The sequence below is a fragment of the Cylindrospermum stagnale PCC 7417 genome (assembly GCF_000317535.1).
Taxonomy (GTDB): Bacteria; Cyanobacteriota; Cyanobacteriia; order Cyanobacteriales; family Nostocaceae; genus Cylindrospermum; species Cylindrospermum stagnale.
Genome location: NC_019757.1, coordinates 2,278,006 through 2,302,932, shown reverse-complemented (window position 1 = coordinate 2,302,932; position 24,927 = coordinate 2,278,006). Strand labels below are relative to the sequence as shown.

Genomic DNA, 24,927 nt, shown 5'->3' with positions numbered 1-24,927 from the left:
CAAGCTATAGCCAATTTGTTTAAGTGAAAGTAGTGTGGTTAGATGAATTTGCAAGTTTACTTTCAGCCACAATCAGGCTGGCTATAAGTAATGAAACTGAAAAATCTTTATAGCGTCGCTTTCGGCACTCTTTTTTTCGCCGGTGGAGCGTTCGCTATTTCCACACCAGGTCTAACTGCTGTACCAAAAACTTCTTTGGTATCAAAATTTAGCTACGAAATAGCACAATCTCCAGTCAATACTGCTGCAATTGAAGCATCAGTTTTCCAGCAAATTAATCAATACCGAGCATCTCTTGGACTACCAGCGCTGACTCGTAATTCTGCTATCGACAGTCAAGCCAGAAATCACAGCCAGAATATGGCCAAGGGTACAGTCCCATTTGGACACAACGGATTTCAACAGCGAGTTCAAGCGATCGCTATTCCTTACAGCGCAGTTGCCGAAAATATCGCCTACAATCAGGGATCTAGTGACCCCGCTACCCAAGCTGTTAAAAGCTGGCTCAATAGTCCCGGACATTTAGCCAACATCAAAGGCAATTACAACCTCACCGGCATTGGTGTAGCTAGCAATAGCCAAGGGAAAATTTACTTCACGCAAATATTCCTGCGCTCAAGATAAGCTTTTGGGAAATTTATTGATTAGTAATCTAGTGTTCTTGGCATCTGTCAATGGATACTATTTTTTTGGGAAAGTTTTAATTAATAATGTAGTGTGCATAACATTTAATCATGGATATGAGAAAATTTCGGAATTAATCAGGGAATTTTGGGATTTTCAGTCCAAGCGATCGCCACTTGGATGAGACTGACTGATTAAGTGTTGGAAATCGGACAGTTTCTCAGTCCATAAATACTTAATATTATCCTGGTATATATTCTTGGAATCAGAAGATAGAGTATATGTCTCATCACTTTCTACACTACCTAAGACTCCATGTTACGACAAACTGCTTTTGGCATCGCTTTAAGTACGCTTGTCCTTGCTAGTGGATTAATGACTGCTCCTGTTCCAGGGAATCCTTCTCAAAAAAAAGCCGATCCTCGTCAGCCGTCGTCAATTCCTGCAAGTCAGGTGGCAACATCTAATCTTACTTTTCAAACTACTACTCTAGAAAAATCAGTTTTTGAGCAAATTAATCAATATCGGGTTTCTCAGGGGTTGCCAAAGTTGACAATAAATGCAAATATCACGCGACAAGCAAGAATTCATAGCGAAAATATGGCTAAGGGTAAAGTTCCGTTTAGCCATCAGGGGTTTGCACGGCGAGTTAATGCTATCCCTCTGATTTACAACAGTGCGGCAGAAAATGTCGCTTTCAACCTGGGATATAGTAATCCCGCTAACCAAGCTGTGATTGGTTGGTTACGCAGTCCCGGACATTTGAAGAATATCCAAGGCAAATTTAACTTGACTGGGATTGGTGTTGCCGCTAATCAGCAAGGCGAAGTCTACCTCACGCAAATTTTCTTGCACACTAGATAGATGTAATTACTGTTTTTTTTGCACAATGATAATGTAGTGTCTGATAGGACTTTTTTCTAGTAGACACTACATTTATTTTTGAGCAATTCATGACATTACCAGATTTTCAAGTAAGCGATCGCGATTTGAGTGACGCTGCCCTGACACAGTATTTAGAAGCCGAGGCGATCGCAGTTGATACGGAAACTATGGGATTATTGCCACAACGCGATCGCTTGTGTCTTGTCCAGTTGTGTAACCCAGAGGGCAACGTGACGGCAATTCGCATAGCCAAAGGGCAAACCACAGCGCCAAACTTAAAAAAACTCTTAGAAGCAGCCCAGATCCACAAAGTCTTTCACTTTGCGCGGTTTGACATCGCCACCTTGCGCCACAATTTGGGAATTCAGGTTCAGCCGATTTTTTGCACCAAGATTGCTAGCAAGTTAGCCCGAACCTACACCAATCGCCACGGACTTAAGGAGGTGGTACAAGAATTGGAACAAGTAGAACTAGATAAAAGCGCTCAAAGTTCTGATTGGGGAAACGCCACTAACTTATCCGACACGCAACTGAATTACGCCGCCAATGATGTGCGCTACTTACTCAGCGTACGGCGAAAGTTGACAGCAATGCTTCAAAGAGAACAACGCTGGGAACTCGCTCAAGAATGCTTTCAAGTTTTGCCGACAATAGTTTCCTTAGATTTATTGCAATTCAAGGACTTATTTGAACATTGAGCAATCAGCCAAAAGCTTGCTTCATTAGTTTACAGTTCCTCGCCAATAACTACTAACCTCTAGTTATACTTCTTTTTGCTGGGTTTCTAAGTGATTTTGAATCCGGGATATGACATTGTAGTCATCTGCACCTGGGGGAGTTGTCGATTCAATAATGCCTTCTGTTGGTCCACCGATGGCCTTCCATGCACCAAGACCACCTTTGAGTTCAGATACATGCACAAACCCAGCGGAACGGAGCAATTGGGCTGCTCGGCTAGTTTGGTCGTCACTTGTGCCGTAAACATAAATATCACGGCTTTTATCTAAAGATGATGCTGCACGATCTACCAATTGATCTATTGGCATGGGCATTGCTCCCATAATATGTCCCTCGTTAAAAATCATGCGATCGCGCACATCCAGAATTGTAAAAGCTGGTTCGCCCCATTCCAGACGAGACTTTAGTACATGAACATTCGCCTGCGGTTCTATTGGTGGCTGCGGAGGAATGATGCCGCCGACTAAATTGCTATTCATAGTTTTTCAGCCCTAATTACACTGATAGTAATTTACTGAATTATCTAAATTAAATTTCTCTTACTTTGGGATGAATATTACCAAAATCTCTCTCCAGATATACTTACTTGGTAAAACATTTGATGCTAGTTAATCAATAGCAAGTAAATTGAACTAACAAGTCAAATCAAAATATTGGATTTATGTTTTAATAAATTTAAATATCGCTAGTTCTCAGATTTAAAGAATTGTTTAACTTAATTAGGAGAATAAATAATAGATTTTTCCCAATGTTCAACAACCTGTTTTGCCTATAGATAGTTATTTTCTCAATTTTGGCGATAGCGATCTGCACCAAACCAGCAGATCGCTATTCACAACTTTCCCTCAACCTCCTACACGGCTCTAAGTTTGTTGGGCTAATTGCTATTTTCGTCTGTCTCTGTAATTTTACGGTGATTAAGCGTATAATGTTTAAGTTTTACTAAAAAAGTTATAAAAAATCCGAGAATTTTACATGACTTACACAATTTATAAGCATTATGATATTTAAAGTTTCCATAAACTTCAGAGAAAATTAAGTGTATACAAGTAGTACAGCAGCGTTTGCCCTCAGATCAGGTGAGCGTAAATACACTGCCAAGAGAAACACGTAGAACGAAACTGTCGCAACAGCAAATCGCCAAATTAACAATAGACTGCATTATGGATACGCTAACCGCTATTAATCCCAAGATACTGATCGTCGATGACGACTTCAGTGTCCGCAATCTCATCTATCGTTTTTTAGGTCGGAAATATCAAATAGAATCGGCTGCGGATGGTAAAACTGCTTTGGCGTTGTTCGATCAATTTAACCCAGCCTTAGTAATTCTGGATTGGAATTTGCCAGATGCTAACGGCTATAACCTCTGTCAGGAAATGCAGAGTCGCACAAATGTTTTAGTCATGATCCTGACTAGCCGGAATGATGAAGCTGATAAAATTAGAATTCTCGCCGCAGGTGCTGATGACTTCATGACTAAACCCTTTAGTTTGGCAGAAGTGGAAGTCAGAGTAGAAGCACTTTTGAGGCGCATCCGCTATATTAACCCCAGTGCATCACAACGCCTCACCTTTAAGCAGCTAGCAATTAACCCAGAGGGTAGAGAGGTGACACTTAACGATAAACCTTTAGCTTTAACAGCTCTGGAATTTAATATTTTACATTTTTTAGCCAGCCATCCTGGTCAAGCTTGGAGTCGTCCCCAGTTAATCCAAAAAATCTGGGGTTGTGAATATGTGGGAGATGGACGGGTGGTTGATGTGCATATTGGTCAGCTTCGCAAGAAAATGGAAATTGATTCCAGCATCCCAGAGTATATTAAAACTGTTCGGGGTTATGGTTACAAGTTTGAGCCACCGGAAGCTGTCCCGGTTTAAACTCTTGATCAAAGCTGAGTTGAACAAGTGAATTAGCAAGCGTGTTTTTATTGAGGCTTGACATGATTAATTGTGATAGTTTGGGATGTTGAAACCAAACACACTCAGGGAATTTGTGTCTGCTCAAGCCTCAGATAAAAGTGTGAATATTTCTTCTTTAGAGAAATATCAACAAAGCCAAAATATACTCAGCTTAACTGAGGTTTCCCCCATAGGTAAAACTTGGGAAAAGCATAGAAATAATGCTGATCAAGTTTCTGAATATTACGCTAAATCTGGCGATGATGCTTTTAATGAGTATGCTTGGAGGTTGAGAACCTGTTCTGATTGGCTAGAATTTCGCTTAGTTCCAGCGGAATCAACAGATATTCTCAATTTCAAACTCGCAAATGCGCGATTTTGTCGGGTGCGACACTGTCCGGTTTGTCAGTGGAGACGTTCTCTGATGTGGAAAGCAAAGGCTTATAAAGTGCTTCCCCAGGTTGTAACAGATTATCCTAAATACCGTTGGTTGTTTATCACTTTGACGGTGAGGAATTGCAAAATTTCAGAACTTAGGGAAAACTTGAATGAGATAAATAAAGCTTTTAAGCGTTTGACTGAGTTGAAAGCATGGCCCGCTAAAGGTTGGGTGAAGTCGATAGAAGTCACCAAGGGTAAAGATGGAGTATCAGCACATCCACATTTACACATTTTAGCGATGGTTCAGCCTTCATATTTCAGTCATGGCTATCTTTCTCAAGCCAGATGGGTATCATTATGGCAGCAATGCTTAAGGATTGATTACCAGCCGGTGATGGATGTGAGGGCTGTAGCCAAAAACCATGATCCACAAAAGCTAATTCCCGAAATTCTCAAATATCAGGTAAAAGAGTCTGATTTGCTGGGTGATAGGGAATGGTTTCTAGAGTTAACCCGTCAACTACATAAAACGAGAGCGATCGCAGTTGGGGGAATACTCAGGCATTATATGCGGGAATTAGAGGAGAAAAACCAAGACCTCATTGGCGAAAATGAAGAGACGGATGAGGTTGAAGGGGGTAGTTTGTCTTTCCGATGGGATAGAAGGTTACAGAAGTACAAAATAGAGTGATAACTAAGATTAGTCAAGATACTCACTATCGGGAAGGTGTGGTGGTTTCAGCCCCTTAAAGAATGTAGAAGCTTGTCTAAGAAGATACAGGGTGTAAGCAGCATGACGGTGGTGAGGATAGGAATGTGCAAAGCGGAGGTACTCAGAAACGGGAGCAATAAACAAAACAAGCAGTCCAGTCTCATAAGGAATAACACGATAAATGTGAACAGACTTATACCAACGGAGAAAATTAGGCTTTTTGGTAAAAGAGCAGGGAACAAAGATGCGCCCAACAGGAACACCGGGAACTTCATGGAGATTAATCAAAAATTCTGGCATTTGAATACCTCATTAGATTTGAAAAAGTCGGATTATTTCAGTTCAGAACCCATCACATCACAACTACTTAGGCGATAGCCTATGCAGACTCATAACAGCCCGAAGAGTATCTAATAAAAGTCTTATTCTTGTATTAGGCATCAACGAGTCAACAAACAGAAATTCGCATCAAAACCTATCGCCGGTAGGCGGCTTAGAGTCATCACAGAGAAAAGAGTATCCAAGAAAAATCTCGTTTATACATGATGAGAAGAAGAGAAAGACAAAAATAAATAACTCCCAGTAAGCTACTGATGAGAGCCAATGGGAGTTACTTAACTTGAAGCCAGGAAATAGCTTCGATGAGAATTAATAAAATCACACTAAAATAAACAGAAAAATATATATAGCAGCCCTAAATCATTTGTGAGATTTGCAATTTGTTCCTCTTCTCATATTTTGCAACAATAAAATTGTTGGGTTTCGTCCCTCAACCCAACCTACATCAATTTTTTTCTTTTCCTTGGCGTCCTTGGCGTCTTGGCGGTTCGTTTAAAAAACTTACACAGCTAACCTACGATTAACCAACTCAGCTGCTAGCGCGATCGCTTCCTTCATACTCGTAGAATCAGCAAGACCCTTACCAGCAATATCAAACGCCGTCCCGTGATCAGGAGAAGTCCGCACAAAAGGTAACCCAATCGAAGTATTCACCGCTCGATCAAAAGCCATCAACTTCACTGGAATTAAGCCTTGGTCGTGGTAAAGTGCCAGATAAGCATCAGCAGGATTATCAACCCGACCATTCCCATACCAAGCAAGACCTGGTTTAACCCACATCGTATCTGGGGGAATCGGCCCCTCTAGCTGCATATTTGGACGCTGACGCCGTTCTGACTCTATCCAGGGAATTAACCAATCTATTTCTTCGGTTCCCAGTTGTCCCAATTCACCGCTGTGGGGATTCAAGCCGGCGATCGCAATTCTGCCATTTTCGATGCCAAAATCTTGCGCTAAACACTCCACCAGCAAATCTAGCTTTTTGGTCATCAACTGCGGTGTTAATGTATCAGATACTTGACGTAAAGGGATATGTGTGGTAGCAAGTAAAGCGCGGAGTGTCCAACCGGTAAACGGCGATCGCGCCACAAACAACATGCCAAAACGGTCAACACCAGACTTTTGAGCTAAAAGTTCCGTTTGTCCAGGATAATTGTGCCCTGCGGCTTTCCAAGCAGATTTAGCAATGGGGCCTGTGACAATCCCATCAAATTCACCCGCGAGTGTTTTGGCGATCGCGCATTCCATATAGGCAAAACTCGCCGCACCACTCGCCCCATTACCCATCCCAATCCTAATTTCAGCGAAAGTAGGCAGATCAACAACTGACAACTCGGCTGGATTTGCCAAAGGCACTACATTCTCAGTTAAATTTAACTTGTGATAAGTCTGTGTCAGCAACTCCCGGCTACCCACCACAACCACGTCACAGTATTGACTAACTTCTGCGTCTGCTAAAGCCTTCAAAATCACCTCTGGCCCAATCCCAGCGGGGTCACCCAGCGTCAACGCCAAACGTGGACGAAAATTTCTCATATTTCCTGGCTTTAGTTGATACATATATATTTATTTCCTCATTATGGGAAATTTATCCCCACATCCCCCAATAGTAGGGATTGCTCCCCCAGTTAGTAGGGATAACTTGCTAAACTGGTTTAGAATTATTCACACAGGTCTAATCTAGCAGTAGCAGTTGTAAAACTTCTGGTAGACCTAGTTTACACAAACCATTCGTTAAGGAGAATCACACCAATGGGCGGCGAAATATTAAATGCAGCTCTGTTGTCCTTCGGTTTAATCTTCGTGGGTTGGGCCCTAGGTGCTTTGCTACTGAAAATTCAGGGCGCAGAAGAATAATCCCCCTCGTACCCTGCACTCAATTCGCGAGAGGCTTTCCTCTTTCTAGGAAAATAGCTTGTCCGGATGCCGGACAACGCTTTTTCCACCAGTCCCCTAAAATCATGCCAGTTTCTTAAAATAAACGTAAAGTTTTGTTTGTACGGGCAATTCTGTTAAGATTCTTTTCATAAAACATTAAGATTTATAAAGACCCTCATGACAATATTAATCGTCGGTGCCACTGGCACCTTAGGAAGACAAGTGGCTCGTCGCGCTATCGATGAGGGGTATAAGGTACGTTGTCTAGTTCGGAGTACCAAAAAAGCTGCTTTTCTCAAAGAATGGGGTGCGGAACTGGTATCAGGAGATTTGTGTTATCCCCAAACCCTAGCGGGAGCATTAGAAGGCGTCACCGCAGTCATTGACGCTGCAACATCCCGTGCTACGGATTCACTAACTATTAAACAGGTGGACTGGGACGGTAAAGTAGCATTAATTCAAGCAGCCAAGACTGCGGGTGTAGAGCGTTTTATCTTCTTTTCCATCCTCGATGCCCAGAAATACCCAGAAGTACCGCTCATGGAAATTAAGCGGTGTACAGAACTTTTTCTGACTGAGTCCGGCTTGAACTACACGATTTTCCGGCTGGCTGGTTTTATGCAAGGGTTAATTGGTCAATATGGGATTCCCATATTAGAAAACCAGCCGGTTTGGGTAACTGGTGATTCTTCTCCCGTTGCTTACATGGATACTCAGGATGTCGCTAAATTTGCTATTCGCGCTTTAAGTGTGCCAGAAACATCCAAGCAAGCCTTCCCTCTAGTGGGAACTCGTGCTTGGAGTGCAGAAGAAATCATTAGCCTGTGCGAACGCTTATCTGGGAAAGATGCCAGAGTTACACGGATGCCAATAAATTTACTGCGTACTGTGCAGCGCATCCTGCGGTTCTTTCAGTGGGGCTGGAACGTGGCAGATAGACTGGCCTTTACAGAAGTTTTAGCAAGTGGTAGAGCCTTAAATGCCTCAATGGATGAAGTCTACACAGTCTTTGGGTTAGAGAAAGAACAAACCGCCACCCTAGAAACTTACTTGCAAGAGTACTTCAGCCGAATTATGAAAAAGCTGAAGGAGTTAGACTACCAGAAAAATAAAGCCAAAAAGCAGAAAGCCAAAAAGACTCCGTTTAAACAGTCTTCGTAGTTAAATAGAGTTAATAAATCCTTCACTGATGATAATTGTCAAAAATGTGTAAGGATTACAGAATAAAAAGCATCGCCTAAATTTGGATATTTGAGTGTGCCGAAAGTAGGCATTATCTACAATGACGTGAAACCGGTAGCGAGTCGTGTCGCTATCGAGTTAAAAGACAAGCTAACCGCTGTCGGTTGGAATGTATGTATTACATCGAGTATTGGTGGGATACTGGGCTACGCTAATCCAGACAGCCCTGTATGCCACACACCAATTGAAGGTTTGACGCCCCCCGGTTTTGATTCAGACATGGAATTTGCCGTGGTCTTAGGGGGAGACGGCACTGTTTTAGCAGCGTCGCGTCAGGTTGCACCCTGTGGTATTCCACTGCTAACAGTGAATACTGGTCACATGGGATTTTTGACGGAAGCTTACCTGAACCAATTGCCCCAAGCCCTAGAACAGGTGATGGCGGGTAAGTATGAAGTTGAAGAACGCGCCATGCTCACCGTCAAAGTACTTCGGGGCGAGTCAGTACTATGGGAAGCTCTGTGCTTGAATGAAATGGTGTTGCATCGGGAACCATTGACCTCGATGTGCCATTTTGAAATTGCTGTCGGGCGTCATGCAGCAGTAGATATTGCTGCGGATGGTGTAATTATTTCTACGCCAACAGGTTCTACAGCTTATTCATTGAGTGCTGGTGGCCCAGTTGTTACCCCTGGTGTACCAGCGTTGCAGCTAGTGCCGATTTGTCCTCATTCCCTAGCTTCTAGGGCTTTGGTATTTCCCGATAGTGAACCAGTAAACATCTACCCAGTCAATGTCCCCAGGATGGTGATGGTGGTGGATGGCAATGGCGGGTGCTATATCTTCCCTGAAGATCGGGTATATTTGGAGCGATCGCCATATAGTGCCCGGTTCATTCGTCTGCAATCGCCGGAGTTTTACCGAATTTTGCGCGAAAAATTAGGTTGGGGTCTGCCACACATCGCTAAACCTACTTCGGTAGAATTACCTTAGTCACTGGTCATCGGTCATTACTCATTGGTCAAATAAATCTTGATTTTTGCCTTTTGCCTAGCGTGCCTTTTTGGTGATTTCCTTCCAGAATTAACGGTTGAGCAATGGTATTTGGAGTGTAGTTATTAAAATTGCATATCTGGAATTTTGATGGCTGACGCTTGAACGTGTTAAAACAGCCATGTCAGGGTGTAAAAACAGGAATGCTCCATTTACGAAAAATTCGGAAATTGCATCTCTAACTCATGTACAGACTTTTTCAAGAACGTCTGTACAACCCAAAATTCCTCATCCAATAGCCCAAATTAATATGACAGTTGCTCACAGTCCCTGTGTTTTAGTGATTGAAACCGACGATAACTTAGCAAATCAGCTTTCTTTCGATTTGCAAGAAGCTGGCTATGATGCGATTTTGGCTCATGATGCGACAAGCGGTTTGCAATATTGCCACGATCGCCAACCTGCTTTAATTGTTGTAGACCGAATGCTGTCAGGAGAATCAGGACTCTCGTTGTGCAAAAATCTCCGAAGCACAGGAATGCGCGAGCCTATGCTGGTGTTAATGGCACGGGATACGGTTGATGACCGTGTAGCTTGTCTAGAAGCAGGGGCTGATGATTACATCCTCAAGCCTTACCGTTCAGAAGACTTCTTGAAGTTGATTCGCCTCTACTTAAAACCCGATATCGATACCACTGAGCAATTACGCTTTGGTGATTTGATTTTAGACATCGCTACCCGCCGCGCCATACACAACGGACGGCCAATCGACTTGACAATGAAAGAATTTGAACTCTTAAAGTTTTTAATGGAACATCCCCGTGAAGTATTAACCCGCGAACAAATTCTTGAAAACGTTTGGGGTTACGACTTTATGGGTGAGTCGAATGTGATTGAAGTGTACATTCGCTACTTGCGCCTGAAAATCGAAGATGAAGGTCAAAAGCGCCTGATTCAAACGGTGCGCGGCGTAGGTTACGTCTTAAGAGAAAGCTAAAAGTCACGGTTAATGGTAGAAGTTTTCCTCCTTCCACCCCTGACAGGGGTGGAATTGTTCATGTGGCTGGTAATTGGTAATAAAAGTTAATTACCTCTTAGACAATCCCCTATTTCTGGGTTTTCGTGCTTAGATTGGCTAAAATCGAAGTTTAAATTCCAAAATTTAAAATCATATGCTTCGTTGGTTAAGTTTTTTCTCAATATTGCTCAGTGTTTTGCTCATGGGCTGTTCTCCACCAACCACCGCTAAACCTGCCATCACCTCACCGAACTTGCCAACTCAAGCACCAGTAGCCGCCGGTCAAATGTTGCCAATTTCTGCTACAGCCACTATTCCCAACGGGACAAAAATTCAGTTAGAAGTGGCACAAACACCGCAACAACAAGCAATGGGGTTGATGTATCGACCAGCTTTGCCCGATGACCGAGGAATGTTGTTTGCCTTCCCTTCTCCACAACGGGTGAACTTTTGGATGAAGAATGTACCTGTGCCCCTGGATATGGTTTTTCTCCAAAACGGGGTAGTGAAGTATATTCAGGCTTCGGCACCTCCCTGCGCTAGCGAACCCTGTGCTACTTATGGGCCCAATGTACCAATCAATACGGTAATTGAATTGCGGTCTGGACGTGCTGCCGAATTAGGTTTGAAGGTCGGCGATAGTGTCAAAATTGAGTTATTAGGCTCCGGCAGTTCGCGGAGCTAGAGGCTTGAATGGTGAGTTTGTGAAGAGTTGACAAAATCTCTATAAAGATTTATTTGTAATAAAAATATCACGTATTGTGGTAAAACAATCACTTATAAGGCTAGTATTTAGCCTTAGTCCTCATAAGAACAAAGCTCTACTGTTTCCAGGGTAGAGTCGCTGTTTTGAAGATTGGTTGCAAAAATCCTCCTTTTGGCGTACGTGTAAATAGTCGTTGATAGGGGAGTATAAGCTATGGAATCTTTGTTACTGAATGTGTAATTAAATTAGGCATCGAAAGTAAACAGGGATGAAGCTAATTTAACAAGAAAAATGTGCTTTTGAAGATCAGAGCAGACAAGGAGAGAAGGCAGCTTCTATTGCCCAAAACCTTTAAGGGAAGGCTTTTTTAGAGGCATAACCAACAAAGGTACTGCTCGGTTTATTTGCTACCAGCCCAGTGACACATAAAATACTGGCTACAGACTACTGAGAAAGGGTGAACCGATATATGATAATACACTCTACCCAAGGAGGTGAGAAACAAATGGCACCATCAAGATATTCTCGACTAATTCATTTTTTGCAGGAAGATTTGGCAATTTCTGCGGCGTCCCTTTCCGTGGCGCTGCGCCATCGCGAACAAGATCCAGGTTCTTTAGCTATAATTCTTTGGCAGTATGGATTGATTACTCTAGATCAGTTAGGACAAATCTATGATTGGCTGGAGACGGCATAGTTATGAGTGGCTCTTTCAGGAGAATTGAGGTATGTCAAATCGACTCTACCTTCTGCAAAGGTTGATAGATCAGAAAACTGACTCTGGCGGATTCTACGCATTTTCATTCAAATCAAAAGAGCGAGTTGTTAAGTCTACTCGCTCTTTTAATATTCTTGAGGAATTTACAATATTGAAGAAGCTATTAGAGGATGTTTGAAAAGTGAGGGGCTATTGTGATAAAGCTCACAAGGCTAATCGCGGAAATTAGTAAGCATCAGCCATTTGGTCACGCAAATGTATATATCTACACTATTTGAACCTACACTAGCGCAGAAATGCTTGAAAGTTGCCTCTATTTGTGTGCATGAATATAGTCCACAAAGTAAAATCTCGGACTAAGCCAGAATCTTAGACAACCGTAAGCTCCTAGACCTAGTAGCGCGATCGCAATTAAGGGTAAACCCAGCCGAAGTTTTAATCCATCGGGAAGGAGAGCAACAGCGCAAACAGTAATCACAAAGTAGATTAAAAGCGCTGCTTGCAAGCGTTGCACAATCAAAAGTGCTTCTCGACAGCTATGACAATGCTGGGTGTGTTGTTTGTAGCGATCAAGGATTTGTTGGCGATCGCTATTGATATTACGTGTTGGTGGAACATTGATTCCAACTTCGCTCCAAGGTAGTTGTCCGTGACAATAGCGATCAAACCAATTCCTAAACTCTATTACTAAACGGTCTGCACTTGTAGGTAGCTGATAGGCAGTTTTCCAGCTTTCAGTAGATTGTGTTTGTTGGAGAAAATATTCTTGCTGCTGTAGAAGAACCATATCTCCATCGAGAACCAGATTGCGTTCGCTGAGGTGACCCCACCAACGGGGTGTGAAATAATGGAGTGTTTTGGCAAAGTTACGGGTAAAATGAACGACAATTCTGGACTTACCTGGAGATACAGGTATACAGTAGGTGACAAGCCCCACTTGTTTGCCATCATTGCCTAAACCAATCGCATACTCCAAGCGACAAGGTGGTTCAAAAGTGATTGTTCTTTGTAAACCTTCTTCTGTAGTCGCTTCAATCAAATTAGGTGTTGATTGCACAATTTTGAGCGGGATTGGTCTTGCTTGTTTGCGTAGACGCAAAGCGGCTTGTCGTTAGACATCGCCCTGCACGCGGTGATGAGAAAAAGGAACATGGCTAGGATCTGCCACATTTTCTACAAGAGTTTGCCAATCATATTCTAAATCCCGTACAAAAGAAGACCAAACAAACCCTTTGCTTGCATCTACTTGGGATGACAAAGGTAATGGTGTATCGATAGCTTGTTGGCTTGATTTGGCATCTGGCCAAACCCAAAGTAAATCCTGTTGCTGACGAGTTGGTAGTGCTACAGCGCACAGATTTTTTTGATTTTTGCTTGCAAGTTCTGGATTTTCTGCTTGGGGAATATGAGTACAAATTCCTTGGCGATCGCAAATACAGCGGTTCCCGGTCGAATGCAATACAATCGAGGGCGGGGAAACCCCGCCCCTACAGGCTTGGTGATGAAAAATGTACCTGATAACAGGAGGAAGTGCTGTAACTGATTTAGCGCCCAACCGTTTAGCGAAGATAGTGTAGTTGGTGTTACTTTTTACGTAATTATTCGCAATTGCATTACTATTTATTACTAATACACCCTACAGTGGTTTTATATTTAATTCAGCCCACCTACTTAATAACTAGGAAGAATCTAGAATCCCCTGCCTTTCGGAGTGAGTAAGTGAGCGAAGTAAAACTTACCCAGGCAGGGGATTGTCAAGAATACTCAGGACTGACTCAATACTCTAGCTGCTGCTGCTACACCACCTCCAGGGGTGAAGCCTTCATAGCCAAGTTCTAAAAGGACTACTTCTAGGGATGCTATGCAGCTTAGGATATCGCGATCGCTCACAAAACCCAAGTGACCAATGCGGAAAATCTTGTTTGACAAATGGTCTTGACCGCCGGCGAGGGCAATATCAAAGCGTTTTTTCATCAACGACCGAATCTTATCTGATTCGATTCCTTGGGGTGCGACAGCGGTAATTGCTGGACTGGCGGCATCATCTGCGGCAAACAAGGGCAAATTCATCCCTTGAATCCCGGCGCGGGTAGCATTCTTAAGTCGCTGGTGGCGAGTAAATATTGACTCCAAACCTTCAGCTTTCATCATGCCTAAGGTGGTGTGCAGCGCTACGATCAAGTTGACTGGTGGTGTAAAGGGGGTAGTATTTTTTGGTGTGGCTTTGCGGTATTTGCCTAAATCTAGATAATATTTCGGCAACTTTGCAGTTTTGTAAGCTTCCCAAGCTTTGGGGCTGACAGAAACAAAGCCCAATCCAGGGGGTATCATGTAGCCTTTTTGGGAACCAGAGGCGACGACATCTAAACCCCAAGCATCCACAGGCACGTTAAACGCACCCAAGCTAGTGACAGCGTCAACAATTATTAGGGCTTCACCGTGGGCTTTGACGTGGCGGTTGATTGCTTCCAGGTCATTGATCACACCTGTTGAGGTTTCGCTGTGGGTGATGATCACGGCTTTGATTTGCTTATCTTTATCAGCTGCTAGTTTTTCGGCGAACTGCGCTGGGTCTAAGGGTTTTCCCCATTCAGCCGTCACTGTTTCGACATTCAAACCAAAGGCTTCACCAACTTCTACCCAGCGTTCACCAAACTTACCGTTAGAACCAACTAAAATGCGATCGCCTGGAGAGAGAAAATTAATTATCCCAGCTTCCACAGCACCGGTACCGCTGACATTCAGCATCTGTACATCATGTTGAGTTTGGTGCAACCATTTGAGGTTTTCTGTCACCTCCGCCATTATGTTGCTAAATTCACTGGTGCGGTGTCCAATCGGGTGTTTGGCTAATGCCAGTAGGGCAGCTTCTGGCACCGGAGTGGGGCCAGGAATCATTAGCATCAGCTTATTGTCCATGTTATGTGTGTCCTAATTTCAAATAAAAGTCAAAATTGCGGGGGGATGTTTTATTTAGGCTAGTAGGTAGCAGACATCAAATTTATTAACCAGTCTGTTTAAAGTTCTGAAAAAGTGCCTATCTAGAATCTCACAAATTGGAACACAGGTACAATTAGTTAGCAAATTGTATCAACATCCGTGTTTGTCGGCACTATCTGAAGACGCAAACTTCCCCCACCAGATAAAATTATAAATTTTTCACGACTTTAATTTCCCCTAGATTCAGGAATTGCCGACTAGATTCGTCTTTGATGGGTAAGTCCTAATTTCTGGCTCGGTGATAATCCGTATAAATATTATCTATATAAACAGTATATTTAGCTAAGTAATGAAACAATCAAAGCAACTTTAGCCAACGTTGGTTGAGTTGCTGATTGCCACTCACGGGAACGCAGATGCCGTTGAACCCCTGACAAAAAGGTGCAAAATCAATCGGGGGTAATGACTTTTTCTGCCTTGTGATGGTTAATCGACCAACGATGGTCAACTGTCATGGAGGAACCCTGGCAAATTTCTTCTAGTCGCTTTTGTTGCACCGCAGCTTTTCGCATGGTGATAATTAGCTGATTCACCTGATGCCGTAAATCTGGATTTTGACCTACTGCTAACATGGTTTGTCTTTCTAAGAGTTGAAGTATAAGTTCGTAGTGGATAGGTGAAGGTAAAGGGATTTGCTCCATGAAGTTAAGAAAGAGATTTCAAAGAAAGGGGATTTTGTCTTAGTCAGAGTTTATCTCCTGCCAAATGAATTGTCACACAGGAAAAAAATTATTGCTGATAGCGGGGCTTAAGCAGGGGAAGAAGATTTGCCGAAGAGATTAGTAATCCCTACGCTGGGGTCTGGTTGTTTTACTAAGGATTCACCAATAAGTACAGCGGATGCACCTGCTTTGTCTACTAAATTGATATCTTCTGGGTGATGCAGTCCTGACTCACTAACTACTAAAATGTTGCGTTCTTGCAACTGTTTATTCCTATCGGCGAGTAGTTGACAAGTAGTTTGCAAGTCAACTGAGAAATCTTCTAAGTTGCGATTATTGATTCCCACTAAAGAGACACCATCTAAGGCTAATACTCGGTCAAGTTCTGCCAAGCTGTGGACTTCAATCAACGAAGCCATGTTTAGTTTGTTGGCAATTTTGACGAAGTACTGCAAATCTTGATCGCTGAGGATGGCTGCAATTAACAAAACGGCATCTGCACCATGAATTCGCGCCCAATACATCTGGTAAGGATAGATGACAAAATCTTTACACAGTAGGGGCAAATCTACGGCAGCGCGAACTAGGGATAAGTTTTCAAAGCTACCTTGAAAGAATTTGACATCTGTCAGTACGGAGAGACAACTGGCGCCACCTTGTTGGTAGGATAAAGCGATCGCTACTGGGTCAAAATCTGGGCGGAAAATCCCTTTGCTGGGAGAAGCTTTTTTCACTTCTGCAATCAGCGCTGGTTTGGTTTTACCTGGACGTAGAGCCGCCACAAAATCACGGGTTGGTGGTGCTGAGGGTAACTTTTTCTGTAATTCATGCAAAGGCAGCTTTTCCCGCATTTGGGCAACTTCTATTTCTTTTTGCCACACAATTTCTTCCAAAATATTTCTGGGTGCTGAATCTGGCAGGGCAATCTGATAGCGCAATATGGAAACATCAATAGCTTGGCTCGGCGAACGACGACGGATTTGCATAATTTAGTTATTAGTTATTAGTTATTAGTCATTAGTCATTAGTCAGCAGTCAAGAGTCAAGAGTCAAGAGTCATTTGTCAGGGTTTTATTAACTAAGGACAAATGACTAATGACTAATGACTAACTAGCGAAAGCACGTTTATAAGCTTCGTCTAGCACTTCTGAAAGTGTCGGGTGAGCGTGAACCAAATTGGCGAGGTGGTGAACAGCTAGACGGTTGGCAATTGCTGCTGAGGCTTCGTGAATTAAGTCTGAGGCGTGGAGTCCAAAAATGTGGACGCCCAAGACTTCGCCTGTGTCTTTGCGGTAAATTACCTTAGCTATACCGTCGGCTTCATTTTCTGCCAGGGCCTTGGAATTACCTTTGAAGTAACTCTTACTGGTGGCAATTTCAAATCCCTCGGCTAAACCCAACTCCTTGGCTGCTGTTTCTGTTAAGCCTACATAACTGATTTCTGGGTGGGTAAAGGCGGCGGCTGGAATGCTGCGATAGTCTATTTGTCGTTCCCGCCCGATGATATTGTCTACGGCAACGATGCCTTGGGCCGAGGCGGCGTGAGCTAGCATCATTTTGCCATTAGCATCGCCAATTGCCCAGAGATGGGGTACGATTTCACCTGCTGACAGCACTGCCATGCTGTCGTTAACAGGGATATAATTCCGACGGTCAAGTTCTACGCCCACAGAATCTAAACCAAGATTTTGGGTAGCGGGGATGCGTCCTGTGGCGACTAGGCAAGCATCCACTTCCAAAACTTCGACATCTTCTTTGGTTTGGAAATTTGCCAACTCGATTACCACTGGTGAACCGGGAATAATTCGTTTGGCGTAGATCCCGACTTTGGTTTCGATGTCGCGGGAGGTAATCAGCACCCGTTCGGCAAGTTTGGCAATATCGCGGTCAAATCCTGGCATTAACTGATCTAGGGCTTCAATCATCGTGATTTCACAGCCCAAAGCTGAGTAAATATCAGAAAATTCCAAGCCGATGTAACCACTGCCAATAATTGCTACCCAGTTTGGTAGAGATTCCAACTTTACACCTTGGTCGCTGGTGAAGACAGTTTTGCCGTCTACTTCAATTCCTGGGGGAACGAAGGGGACAGAACCGGGTGAAAGGATTATGTCTTTGGCTGTAATGGTTTTTTCTTTGTTGTCTGTAGTGATGGTGACTTTTTGGGACCCAGCTACTTTCCCCCAACCCCGGATAATATCGACTCCCAAACGTTTGAGGCTGTTGGTTAAGTCGCCTTGAATTTTTGAGACGAGATTGCCTGCATGATTGGCGATCGCTTGGCGATCAAATTCCACACTACCGACTTGAATTCCTAGCGACTTGAGGTGGTGGGCATTGCGTAACTCCCGCACACGTCCAGATGCCGCCAGCAGTGCTTTAGAAGGAATGCAGCCCCGATTAACACAGGTTCCCCCCATGTCTGCTGCTTCAATAATCGCTGTTTTCAGTCCGCAGCTTACAGCGTGTAAAGCTGCGCCATGGCCGCCTACGCCAGCGCCTATAATCACTAAATCGTAATCAAATCCAGGACTCACGTTAGTTTCCCCGTGTGCTTCGCCTATCTATTGTCAACTTGACCAGCAATGAAGTGCAACTGCTTTGAAATATCTACCCAAAACTACCAGTAGCTAGATATATCTAGACAAAAGGTAATTTTGGCGATTTCTTTCCCCTTTACATGGTCGCGACTGCGATACCATCTAGGTACAGATCATTACGGCTGTTGCGACAACTTTGGTCACATGAGCAACGCACTGCCTGTGCAAGTTACGGGCTAAGTAATCAAAGTTTTATAAGTCTCAACCCTTCATTTTTCATGTTAACTGCGGCATTTTCATCTCGATTTTGGAAATAACCACAGTTTTCACACTCATAAATTCTATCAGCCAGCGTTAAATTTTGCTCGTGGTTACACTTAGAGTATCGCTTAGATGTGGGCTACCACCGACTAATAATAGCTATTTGAGAGCTATGTAACTTGTATTTATACTTAGTTGACTTGTACATTTATATGCATTTAGAACAGCAATAGCTCGTACTAATTGACGATGATTGAGTCTACCTTTGATGTTTAAATCTTGAACCTTATATTAAAGTTTATGTAGTTGTTTTAATTTATTCGTCGGAAAACATTAAATCTCTCTGACAGCGATTAGCTTCAGACGCAAGCTAAATCAAAAATTCATCCACAGGATACAGGCGATCGCTCCATGTCTATGCTCAACTTCAGTGAATTTACCATCCGGCGTCATGCCAATACTAAATCTTTCCAGCGGGGTGAGGCTTATTATGAGGGGGGCGCTGTTGTTACAGTCACCCAACGCGGTAATTTGCTTTCCTCTGAAGTTGAGGGTAGCGAAGCTAAACCCTATCACGTCTGCTTAAATTTGGCTGACGATGGGTTGAAATTAGGAAGTTGTACCTGTGACTACAATTTTGAAGGGTGGTGTCAACATATTGTGGCGACGATGCTTGTTTGTGTCCGCCAGCCAGAACTCATTGAGCAACGTCCTTCTCTAGAACAATTACTGGATTGTCTGGATCATATCCAAACCCAAAGGCTGCTGCAAGAGTTGGTAGCAGAACATCCACCATTAATTGAGGCGATCGACCAGCACGTCAGTTGGATGATCGATCCCACTCCCAAAAAACAACCCACACAACCCCGTCCGACTGTTAACCCGGCCCCCTTTCGCCAGCAGGTACGCCAGATTATCCGGGATGCGGTGCGCGACTTAGAAGATGGCTGTGAGGAAGACCCAATCAGCGAAGAATTGCTGAGTTTGGTGCAAACGGCTGTAGATTGTAGTGAACGGGGGGAAGGTGATCATGCGATCGCTATTTTGGCAGCAATTACTTCTACCTGTGTAGAAAATTGGGATGATGTCGCCCAGTACGGTGCTGAAAATCACGAAATTGCCCAAGAATTGAATGCAGCTTGGTGTGAGGCTATTCTCACCGCCGCACTCACAAAGGAAGAAAAAATTGATCTTCAGGTAGAATTAGAAACATGGCAAGATGAGTGGAATGCCGATTTTGCCATGAGTTTAGAGGCTCTGCGTCAAGATTGGGATGACCCGGATCTGGTGCAGGTTCTGTTGGGAAATTTCACCACCAAGGGAGTTTGGAGAGAAGAAGTTCCTGATTACGCTGACGATTTGGCCCTAATTCGCTTAAAAATTCTTGAAGGTCAAGAACGTTATCAGGAATACCTGAATTTAGCCCAAGCAGAAGGGCAAGTTCAGCAATATCTGACAATGTTGGGGCGCTTAGGTAAGGTTGAGGAAGCGATGGCAGCAGCTAAAACCCAAATGACTGTAATGGAGGAAGCTTTTACCTTAGCAAAAACCTTAGCAGAACAGGGTGCATTCACCGAGGCGTTAGAAATTGCCCAGACTGGATTAAATTTACCGGGAAATTGTCAGTACGATTTGGGCATTTGGACAGGTGATTTAGCCCAGGAGTTGGGAGATAATGCAGCAGCTTTATTAGCTATTAAGGGGGCTTTTGCCGCTGACCCTTCATTTGCAATTTACCAACAGATTAGAGACTTGGCAGGGGTTGATTGGGACGGTGTGAAACCAGATTTGTTAAGGATTATCCGCACCTCTGGAGGTTGGGGAACGGAAGCCGCAAAGGTGGATATATTTTTAGATGAGGGGTTAATCGAGGATGCGATCGCGATCGTCACTGAACTCCGTTCAATTCATGGTGATTTGATCCACCGAGTTATGAAAGCAGCCATCCCCCACAATCCTCGCTGGGTAATTGCTAATGCCCGTCGCCGTGCCGAGTCAATTATGGATGCGGGTAAGGCAGAATATTATGATGAAGCAGTAGAGTGGCTGAAGAAAGCCCGCGCTGCCTATTTGGAATCTGGTTCGCAAGCTGAATGGTCAAGCTATCGGGCGCAGTTGATCGAGATTCACAGCCGCAAGCGGAAATTAATGGGGTTGTTCACAGAACGGGGTATGGATTAAACTGGCTTTCCCCTATTGAATATCCGATTCTGGCGGCTCTAATTGATATTCCCGCGAAAGTTCAACATGAGAAACTCCTTCAACTCTAGAAAGAGTTTCTACTTTGTCTAAGTCACATGAACCAGTTAGAATTCCCAGTTTGTCCAATACCTGTTGAACATTCATTCCAGCAGAGTGTAGGTTATCGGCAACTTCCAGAATCTTATTCATGTGGTTTTCATCAACCGAAATTGATAAATTAACCTTTGACATAAAAACAATTACCTACCACTTCATCGGGTAGAGCCGTGATGGCTATAAGCTGAGTTTAGCATTCTTAAAATGTAATGCCCAACCATCCCAAGGTAATTTAGGATGGTTGTAGCAGAGGATTCAGGGCAAGAATAAGTTCAGACAGACCGTCTAAGGTGCTTGAACAAGGCCAGCACCAACATCCACCGCCGGAAGTGGTAGTCTGAGAGCGTGCTGAGTTAGCAAACTCCAGAGAGCGCGGCCGGTAGATCCTGTGGCTTCGGCATAAAGAGCAGCTATACCGGCAACATGGGGGGTAGCCATACTCGTACCATTCAGCCTTCTGTACCTCGTGGGCATCAGATAGCTTGAGTAAACATCGATCCCCGGAGCTGCAATGTCGACCTGACCACCATTTGGATTAAGTTCGCCATTGGAAAAGCTAGCAACCTGAAGTTCAGAGTCGAGGGCACCTACAGCCATGATTGATAGACAGTTTGCTGGGTGGCCAACTGGTTGAACTACCCCTAAACGACGATCGCTTTCGTTACCAGCCGCAGCAATAATTAACGTCCCATTCCTCAGGGCACGATCAGCCACAACCTCGAACAGTCCGGATGGCTGCTGTCCAGGTAATACAGGCGATCCAAGGGACATTGAGACGATTTGGCAGCCATTGGCGATCGCCCAATTAATACCCGCCAAAATTCCGCCATCAGTCCCACGTCCCTGGTTGTTTAACACTTTGCCTGCAAAAATTTCTGTTTCGTAACCAATGCCATAACGAGGGAGGACGGCAGGGACGAGGGAACCAGATGCTGTACCGATACAGTGGGTTCCATGTCCATGATTATCTTGCACCTCTTCGTTTGGTATGAACGATCTTGTGTTGATATTGCGTCCTACAAAATCAGGGTGAGTCAAGTCTAAACCTGTATCGAGAACCGCAACCTTAATACCACGTCCACTAAATCTGGAATTCACTACATTTGTGGCTTGCAGTCCCCATGTCGCAGATACTTCGTTACTTATCTGTATACCGAGTAAGGGCCGAATTTTTTGAGCACCATTAGCTTGTTCTTGAAGTTTCTCTAGGGCGTTATTGACACCATCTCGGTATCCTGCAATGTACCCTGTATCCACCTCTATTACGGGTGCAGCGTAGACGACTCTTTCCCGTTCAATCACAGCAATTGGGCTACTTTCATCACTCGCTGCATAGAGTGACTGCCACTGTTCTGGGTCGAGAGAACAAACAGCAACGCCTAGATTGTCAAACGCTACAAGATCTGTTTGTGCTAACTGTTCTGCGGTAACGCTACTTTTCTCGAAATCGGTAGATCTAGCGACACTTTTAATTCCAGTCTGGTCGCGCAGAGCGCTGATTCCAGAATCGAGTGCCTGTTCACGGAACAATACTAAATACTTTCCTGTGGTCTCTGGCTCAGTAATTGCTGGGATCGAGCTTACCATATTTTTTTCTCCTCTAGTCCTCTAGCGGTTTATTTAGCTGCAAAGGTGTTGTCAAATCTGCAATCTGTTAATTAACCCCATCAGAAACCGAATTGCCATAGCTATTCAAAGTCCATAACCAGGAATTTTTGCCATCATAAATCAAGGAGTTTCAACTCAAATTTTAATCTTGAATTCTGGCTGTATAGAGACGACGTTGGGGAATTTTTCTGACTATCAACCTTCCCGTTATATGCACTTTTTTTTAAGCTCTTAGTTCAGTTACATTATGTTGTGATTCCAGCATAATGTGAACTTTCTATTTCTAATTTAAATCAATTTTTGCGGACTAGAAGCAATCGAACCTCTTTCCTGAGGTATAAACTTGTTTATAGATATTGTGATGACTGCCAGAACATTGGCTAGCAAGCGCTCTGACATCTTATCCCGGCTAAATAAATCAACAACAAATAATAGCAGCAGCCTTCAAATGGCGTATTTCTAAAGTAGTAATTTTGTACGTTGCGTAAGTCCTAAAATGTTAATTTGGAATGTTGACCCGCTGATGTGGGGATAAATTGACCTTTTTGCGGCAAAATCAAAAATATCCAAAGTTGAACAAATTCAACTCTCAAAGGCTATAGTTAGCACTAAAGTAAAAACCATCATCCTGTGCATTTGTACCCCGGTCATCCAAATCAACCAAGGGTAAACCATAATCTAGCCGGAGGTTAAGTTTTGGTATTGGTTGATATAGTAATCCCATTCCCAAACCAGCTAAAAACTTTTGTCTTTGTAAACTGTTGGGGTTATCACTCTGATTCCAGATGTATCCCATATCAAAAAAGGGTGCAATTTGTAGAACTGGATTTCCGGAAGCGTCTCTTTGTAATGTCATCCGGTCTTCGAGACTAAATTTGAAGCCGTTGTCACCAGCACGGACATTTTGGCGAAAACCACGTAGAGATTGACCACCACCAAGAACAAACTGCTGGGAAGGTAACAAAGCATTGGGTGTGAGTTGGATGTCTGCTTGGGCGATTAATAGATGATCTTTATTTAGGCGTTGTACTCGCTGGACTTGCGCTAACCAGCTAAAAAAGCGACCATCAGGAACGGGGTTAGAGTTGATGGTGGCGTCAAATACGCCTGTTCCCAAACTAAATAGCGATCGCAATCCCCAAGCCCCGTTAGCATCCCGACGGACATAATCTTGTCCAAATTTAATCACGCGAGTCCGACTGTTACCTTCAGCATCAGGGCCAAATCCGAAGGGTGTCGGCCCAGCAAAGGTAAAGGTTTGACCGTTTTGGACAGCAAAGCCAAGAGAGAGGGAAAATTCTTCACGAGGCGATCGCATCAGTGGTTGTCGATAACTAACTTCATATAGCTGAGACTCACCACTAATCCCAAACTGCTTAAAAGCTGGATCAATAACTTCATTATTATTAATTGAGGTTCTCAGTTGTAAAGTGCCATTCATCGCATTTAGCGGCACTCGATAACTGAAATCGTAAATACTTGAGCCTCCTTGAGTTGTGCGATAATAAGATATCGCCAATTCATCACCCAAACCTGTAAGGTTGCGTTGGGCAGCACTGACACCCAATCTTTCAGAACCAACGCTAGGTGGAGAATAGTTATCAATACTTAATGTGCCACTAAATGGGTTAGCCTCGACGACGCGAACCACGAGAATACTTTGACCAAAACTACTGCCAGGACGCAAGCTAGCTTCTACATTCGATAGTAGGGGGTCAGCCCGTAATAACCTTAACTGATCTTCTAGTTTACCCGTAGCTAGAGGCTTACCAGCACCCAAGGCAATGCGCGATCGCACATAATTAGGATTTAATCTGCGGGTACCTTCGATTTCAATTTTTTCTAAACTGCCTTCAATCACCTGAATTTTCACAATTCCATTGGTAATTGTTTGGTCTACTAAAACCGCTCTAGAAGTGATAAAACCCCGGTCAAGGTAAAGTTGAGTAATAGCATCTGCCACTTTGGTGAGTTCATCCAAGGTGACAGAACGCCCTTCTACTGTCTTAGTGATGGCATTCAGTGCTTCTGATTTAAAAAATGTACTGCCTGTTACCTGAATTTTCTCTACCTGAATAATCCGAGAATCATTTGCGGGTGGGCGTTCTGGGGTAGGAGTTGGTTGCAGTGGTGGTTGTTCTGGTGCTAGGGGTGCTGGGATGAATACCGGTTGGGGAAAGCGATTTTGATTGCTATCTCCTTGTGGGTTTGGCGCTTGTGCTAGTGTTGGCAAGGCAACAGCAAACAGACATGAAGTAGATATTAATAGATAGGTAAACAGAGGCAAGATTTGGTTTACTCCCTGTGGGCGGTGATGGTTTTTTAGCAAACAATCTAATTTTGAAAATTGCTCAGTCATTGGTTTTAAAAGTAAAATTTATATAATTCATATTATTTTGCGTTCTCAATGCAAATTGGTTGCTATAACAGTCCTATCTGATTTAGAAAAATTCTTTTTTTTACTAACCGCAGAGGTGAGCCAG

At 43.6% G+C, this 24,927-nt stretch carries 22 protein-coding genes and 2 pseudogenes; 12 read left to right on the top strand and 12 right to left on the bottom strand.

Annotated features, from left to right (window positions below; translation table 11 throughout):
* Positions 1 to 90 precede the first annotated feature (90 nt).
* The 3 genes from CYLST_RS09335 (at position 91) to CYLST_RS09325 (ending at position 2,207) form a co-directional block, all read left to right on the top strand.
* Positions 91 to 624 (top strand): CAP domain-containing protein, encoded by a 534-nt coding sequence (locus CYLST_RS09335; RefSeq protein ID WP_015207466.1) that lies wholly within the window; start codon positions 91 to 93, stop codon positions 622 to 624.
* A gap of 315 nt (positions 625 to 939) precedes the next feature.
* On the top strand, positions 940 to 1,488 hold the full coding sequence (locus CYLST_RS09330; protein WP_015207465.1) for a CAP domain-containing protein: 549 nt from the start codon (positions 940 to 942) through the stop codon (positions 1,486 to 1,488).
* Between the two features lie 89 nt (positions 1,489 to 1,577).
* Positions 1,578 to 2,207: a ribonuclease H-like domain-containing protein gene (locus tag CYLST_RS09325; protein WP_015207464.1), complete on the top strand. Its 630-nt coding sequence runs from the start codon at positions 1,578 to 1,580 to the stop codon at positions 2,205 to 2,207.
* Positions 2,208 to 2,270: 63 nt separating this feature from the next.
* On the opposite strand, the gene CYLST_RS09320 is transcribed toward CYLST_RS09325, so the two are convergent.
* Complete coding sequence (locus CYLST_RS09320) at positions 2,271 to 2,726, bottom strand: rhodanese-like domain-containing protein (protein WP_015207463.1); 456 nt, start codon at positions 2,724 to 2,726, stop codon at positions 2,271 to 2,273.
* 684 nt (positions 2,727 to 3,410) lie between these two features.
* Here CYLST_RS09320 and CYLST_RS09315 point away from each other — a divergent pair.
* Positions 3,411 to 4,127 (top strand): response regulator transcription factor, encoded by a 717-nt coding sequence (locus CYLST_RS09315; protein ID WP_015207462.1) that lies wholly within the window; start codon positions 3,411 to 3,413, stop codon positions 4,125 to 4,127.
* Between the two features lie 85 nt (positions 4,128 to 4,212).
* On the top strand, positions 4,213 to 5,220 hold the full coding sequence (locus CYLST_RS09310; protein ID WP_015207461.1) for a protein rep: 1,008 nt from the start codon (positions 4,213 to 4,215) through the stop codon (positions 5,218 to 5,220).
* Positions 5,221 to 5,229: 9 nt separating this feature from the next.
* Here the strand turns inward: CYLST_RS09310 and CYLST_RS33255 are convergent, their stop codons facing one another.
* Positions 5,230 to 5,541 carry a hypothetical protein gene (locus CYLST_RS33255; protein ID WP_015207460.1) on the bottom strand — a complete coding sequence of 104 codons (312 nt, stop codon included), beginning with the start codon at positions 5,539 to 5,541 and terminating at the stop codon, positions 5,230 to 5,232.
* A 540-nt stretch (positions 5,542 to 6,081) separates the two neighbouring features.
* On the bottom strand, positions 6,082 to 7,140 hold the full coding sequence (pdxA, locus tag CYLST_RS09300) for a 4-hydroxythreonine-4-phosphate dehydrogenase PdxA (RefSeq protein ID WP_015207459.1): 1,059 nt from the start codon (positions 7,138 to 7,140) through the stop codon (positions 6,082 to 6,084).
* A gap of 192 nt (positions 7,141 to 7,332) precedes the next feature.
* Between pdxA and petM the strand changes: the two genes are divergently transcribed.
* The 6 genes from petM to CYLST_RS09270 all read left to right on the top strand — a co-directional run bounded on the left by petM (position 7,333) and on the right by CYLST_RS09270 (position 12,054).
* The gene (gene petM, locus CYLST_RS09295; protein ID WP_006199111.1) at positions 7,333 to 7,437 is read left to right on the top strand and encodes a cytochrome b6-f complex subunit PetM; all 105 of its coding nucleotides are present in this window, start codon (positions 7,333 to 7,335) and stop codon (positions 7,435 to 7,437) included.
* Between the two features lie 198 nt (positions 7,438 to 7,635).
* Entirely contained in the window at positions 7,636 to 8,619 is a 984-nt protein-coding gene (locus CYLST_RS09290; RefSeq protein WP_015207458.1) for an SDR family oxidoreductase, read from the top strand.
* Positions 8,620 to 8,715: 96 nt separating this feature from the next.
* Positions 8,716 to 9,633 carry an NAD(+) kinase gene (locus tag CYLST_RS09285; protein ID WP_015207457.1) on the top strand — a complete coding sequence of 306 codons (918 nt, stop codon included), beginning with the start codon at positions 8,716 to 8,718 and terminating at the stop codon, positions 9,631 to 9,633.
* Between the two features lie 310 nt (positions 9,634 to 9,943).
* Entirely contained in the window at positions 9,944 to 10,630 is a 687-nt protein-coding gene (nblR, locus tag CYLST_RS09280; protein ID WP_041233036.1) for a response regulator transcription factor NblR, read from the top strand.
* A 175-nt stretch (positions 10,631 to 10,805) separates the two neighbouring features.
* Positions 10,806 to 11,336 carry a DUF192 domain-containing protein gene (locus tag CYLST_RS09275; protein WP_015207455.1) on the top strand — a complete coding sequence of 177 codons (531 nt, stop codon included), beginning with the start codon at positions 10,806 to 10,808 and terminating at the stop codon, positions 11,334 to 11,336.
* A 490-nt stretch (positions 11,337 to 11,826) separates the two neighbouring features.
* Positions 11,827 to 12,054 (top strand): DUF2949 domain-containing protein, encoded by a 228-nt coding sequence (locus tag CYLST_RS09270; RefSeq protein ID WP_041233035.1) that lies wholly within the window; start codon positions 11,827 to 11,829, stop codon positions 12,052 to 12,054.
* Between the two features lie 334 nt (positions 12,055 to 12,388).
* On the opposite strand, the pseudogene CYLST_RS09265 reads toward CYLST_RS09270, so the two are convergent.
* The 6 genes and pseudogenes from CYLST_RS09265 to CYLST_RS36755 all read right to left on the bottom strand — a co-directional run.
* Positions 12,389 to 13,504: pseudogene (locus tag CYLST_RS09265) on the bottom strand (Rieske 2Fe-2S domain-containing protein); the annotation flags it as partial.
* Positions 13,505 to 13,839: 335 nt separating this feature from the next.
* Complete coding sequence (locus CYLST_RS09260) at positions 13,840 to 14,994, bottom strand: pyridoxal-phosphate-dependent aminotransferase family protein (protein WP_015207452.1); 1,155 nt, start codon at positions 14,992 to 14,994, stop codon at positions 13,840 to 13,842.
* Between the two features lie 470 nt (positions 14,995 to 15,464).
* Positions 15,465 to 15,716 carry a DUF5340 domain-containing protein gene (locus CYLST_RS09255; RefSeq protein ID WP_015207451.1) on the bottom strand — a complete coding sequence of 84 codons (252 nt, stop codon included), beginning with the start codon at positions 15,714 to 15,716 and terminating at the stop codon, positions 15,465 to 15,467.
* A 107-nt stretch (positions 15,717 to 15,823) separates the two neighbouring features.
* Positions 15,824 to 16,723, bottom strand: coding sequence for an indole-3-glycerol phosphate synthase TrpC (gene trpC, locus CYLST_RS09250; RefSeq protein ID WP_015207450.1), 900 nt, complete (start codon positions 16,721 to 16,723; stop codon positions 15,824 to 15,826).
* Positions 16,724 to 16,843: 120 nt separating this feature from the next.
* A complete protein-coding gene (lpdA, locus tag CYLST_RS09245) occupies positions 16,844 to 18,274 on the bottom strand; it encodes a dihydrolipoyl dehydrogenase (protein ID WP_015207449.1) in 1,431 nt (476 codons plus the stop codon).
* Positions 18,275 to 18,521: 247 nt separating this feature from the next.
* Positions 18,522 to 18,662 (bottom strand): annotated as a pseudogene (locus CYLST_RS36755) (zinc ribbon domain-containing protein); the annotation flags it as partial.
* A 287-nt stretch (positions 18,663 to 18,949) separates the two neighbouring features.
* Here CYLST_RS36755 and CYLST_RS09240 point away from each other — a divergent pair.
* Entirely contained in the window at positions 18,950 to 20,719 is a 1,770-nt protein-coding gene (locus tag CYLST_RS09240; protein WP_015207448.1) for an SWIM zinc finger family protein, read from the top strand.
* Between the two features lie 12 nt (positions 20,720 to 20,731).
* Here CYLST_RS09240 and CYLST_RS09235 read toward each other — a convergent pair whose 3' ends face one another.
* From CYLST_RS09235 to CYLST_RS09225, 3 genes are all read right to left on the bottom strand, one after another.
* Complete coding sequence (locus CYLST_RS09235) at positions 20,732 to 20,971, bottom strand: hypothetical protein (RefSeq protein ID WP_015207447.1); 240 nt, start codon at positions 20,969 to 20,971, stop codon at positions 20,732 to 20,734.
* A 150-nt stretch (positions 20,972 to 21,121) separates the two neighbouring features.
* Positions 21,122 to 22,423 (bottom strand): S8 family peptidase, encoded by a 1,302-nt coding sequence (locus CYLST_RS09230; RefSeq protein ID WP_015207446.1) that lies wholly within the window; start codon positions 22,421 to 22,423, stop codon positions 21,122 to 21,124.
* A 610-nt stretch (positions 22,424 to 23,033) separates the two neighbouring features.
* Positions 23,034 to 24,803 (bottom strand): ShlB/FhaC/HecB family hemolysin secretion/activation protein, encoded by a 1,770-nt coding sequence (locus CYLST_RS09225; RefSeq protein WP_015207445.1) that lies wholly within the window; start codon positions 24,801 to 24,803, stop codon positions 23,034 to 23,036.
* Between the last annotated feature and the right edge of the window lie 124 nt (positions 24,804 to 24,927).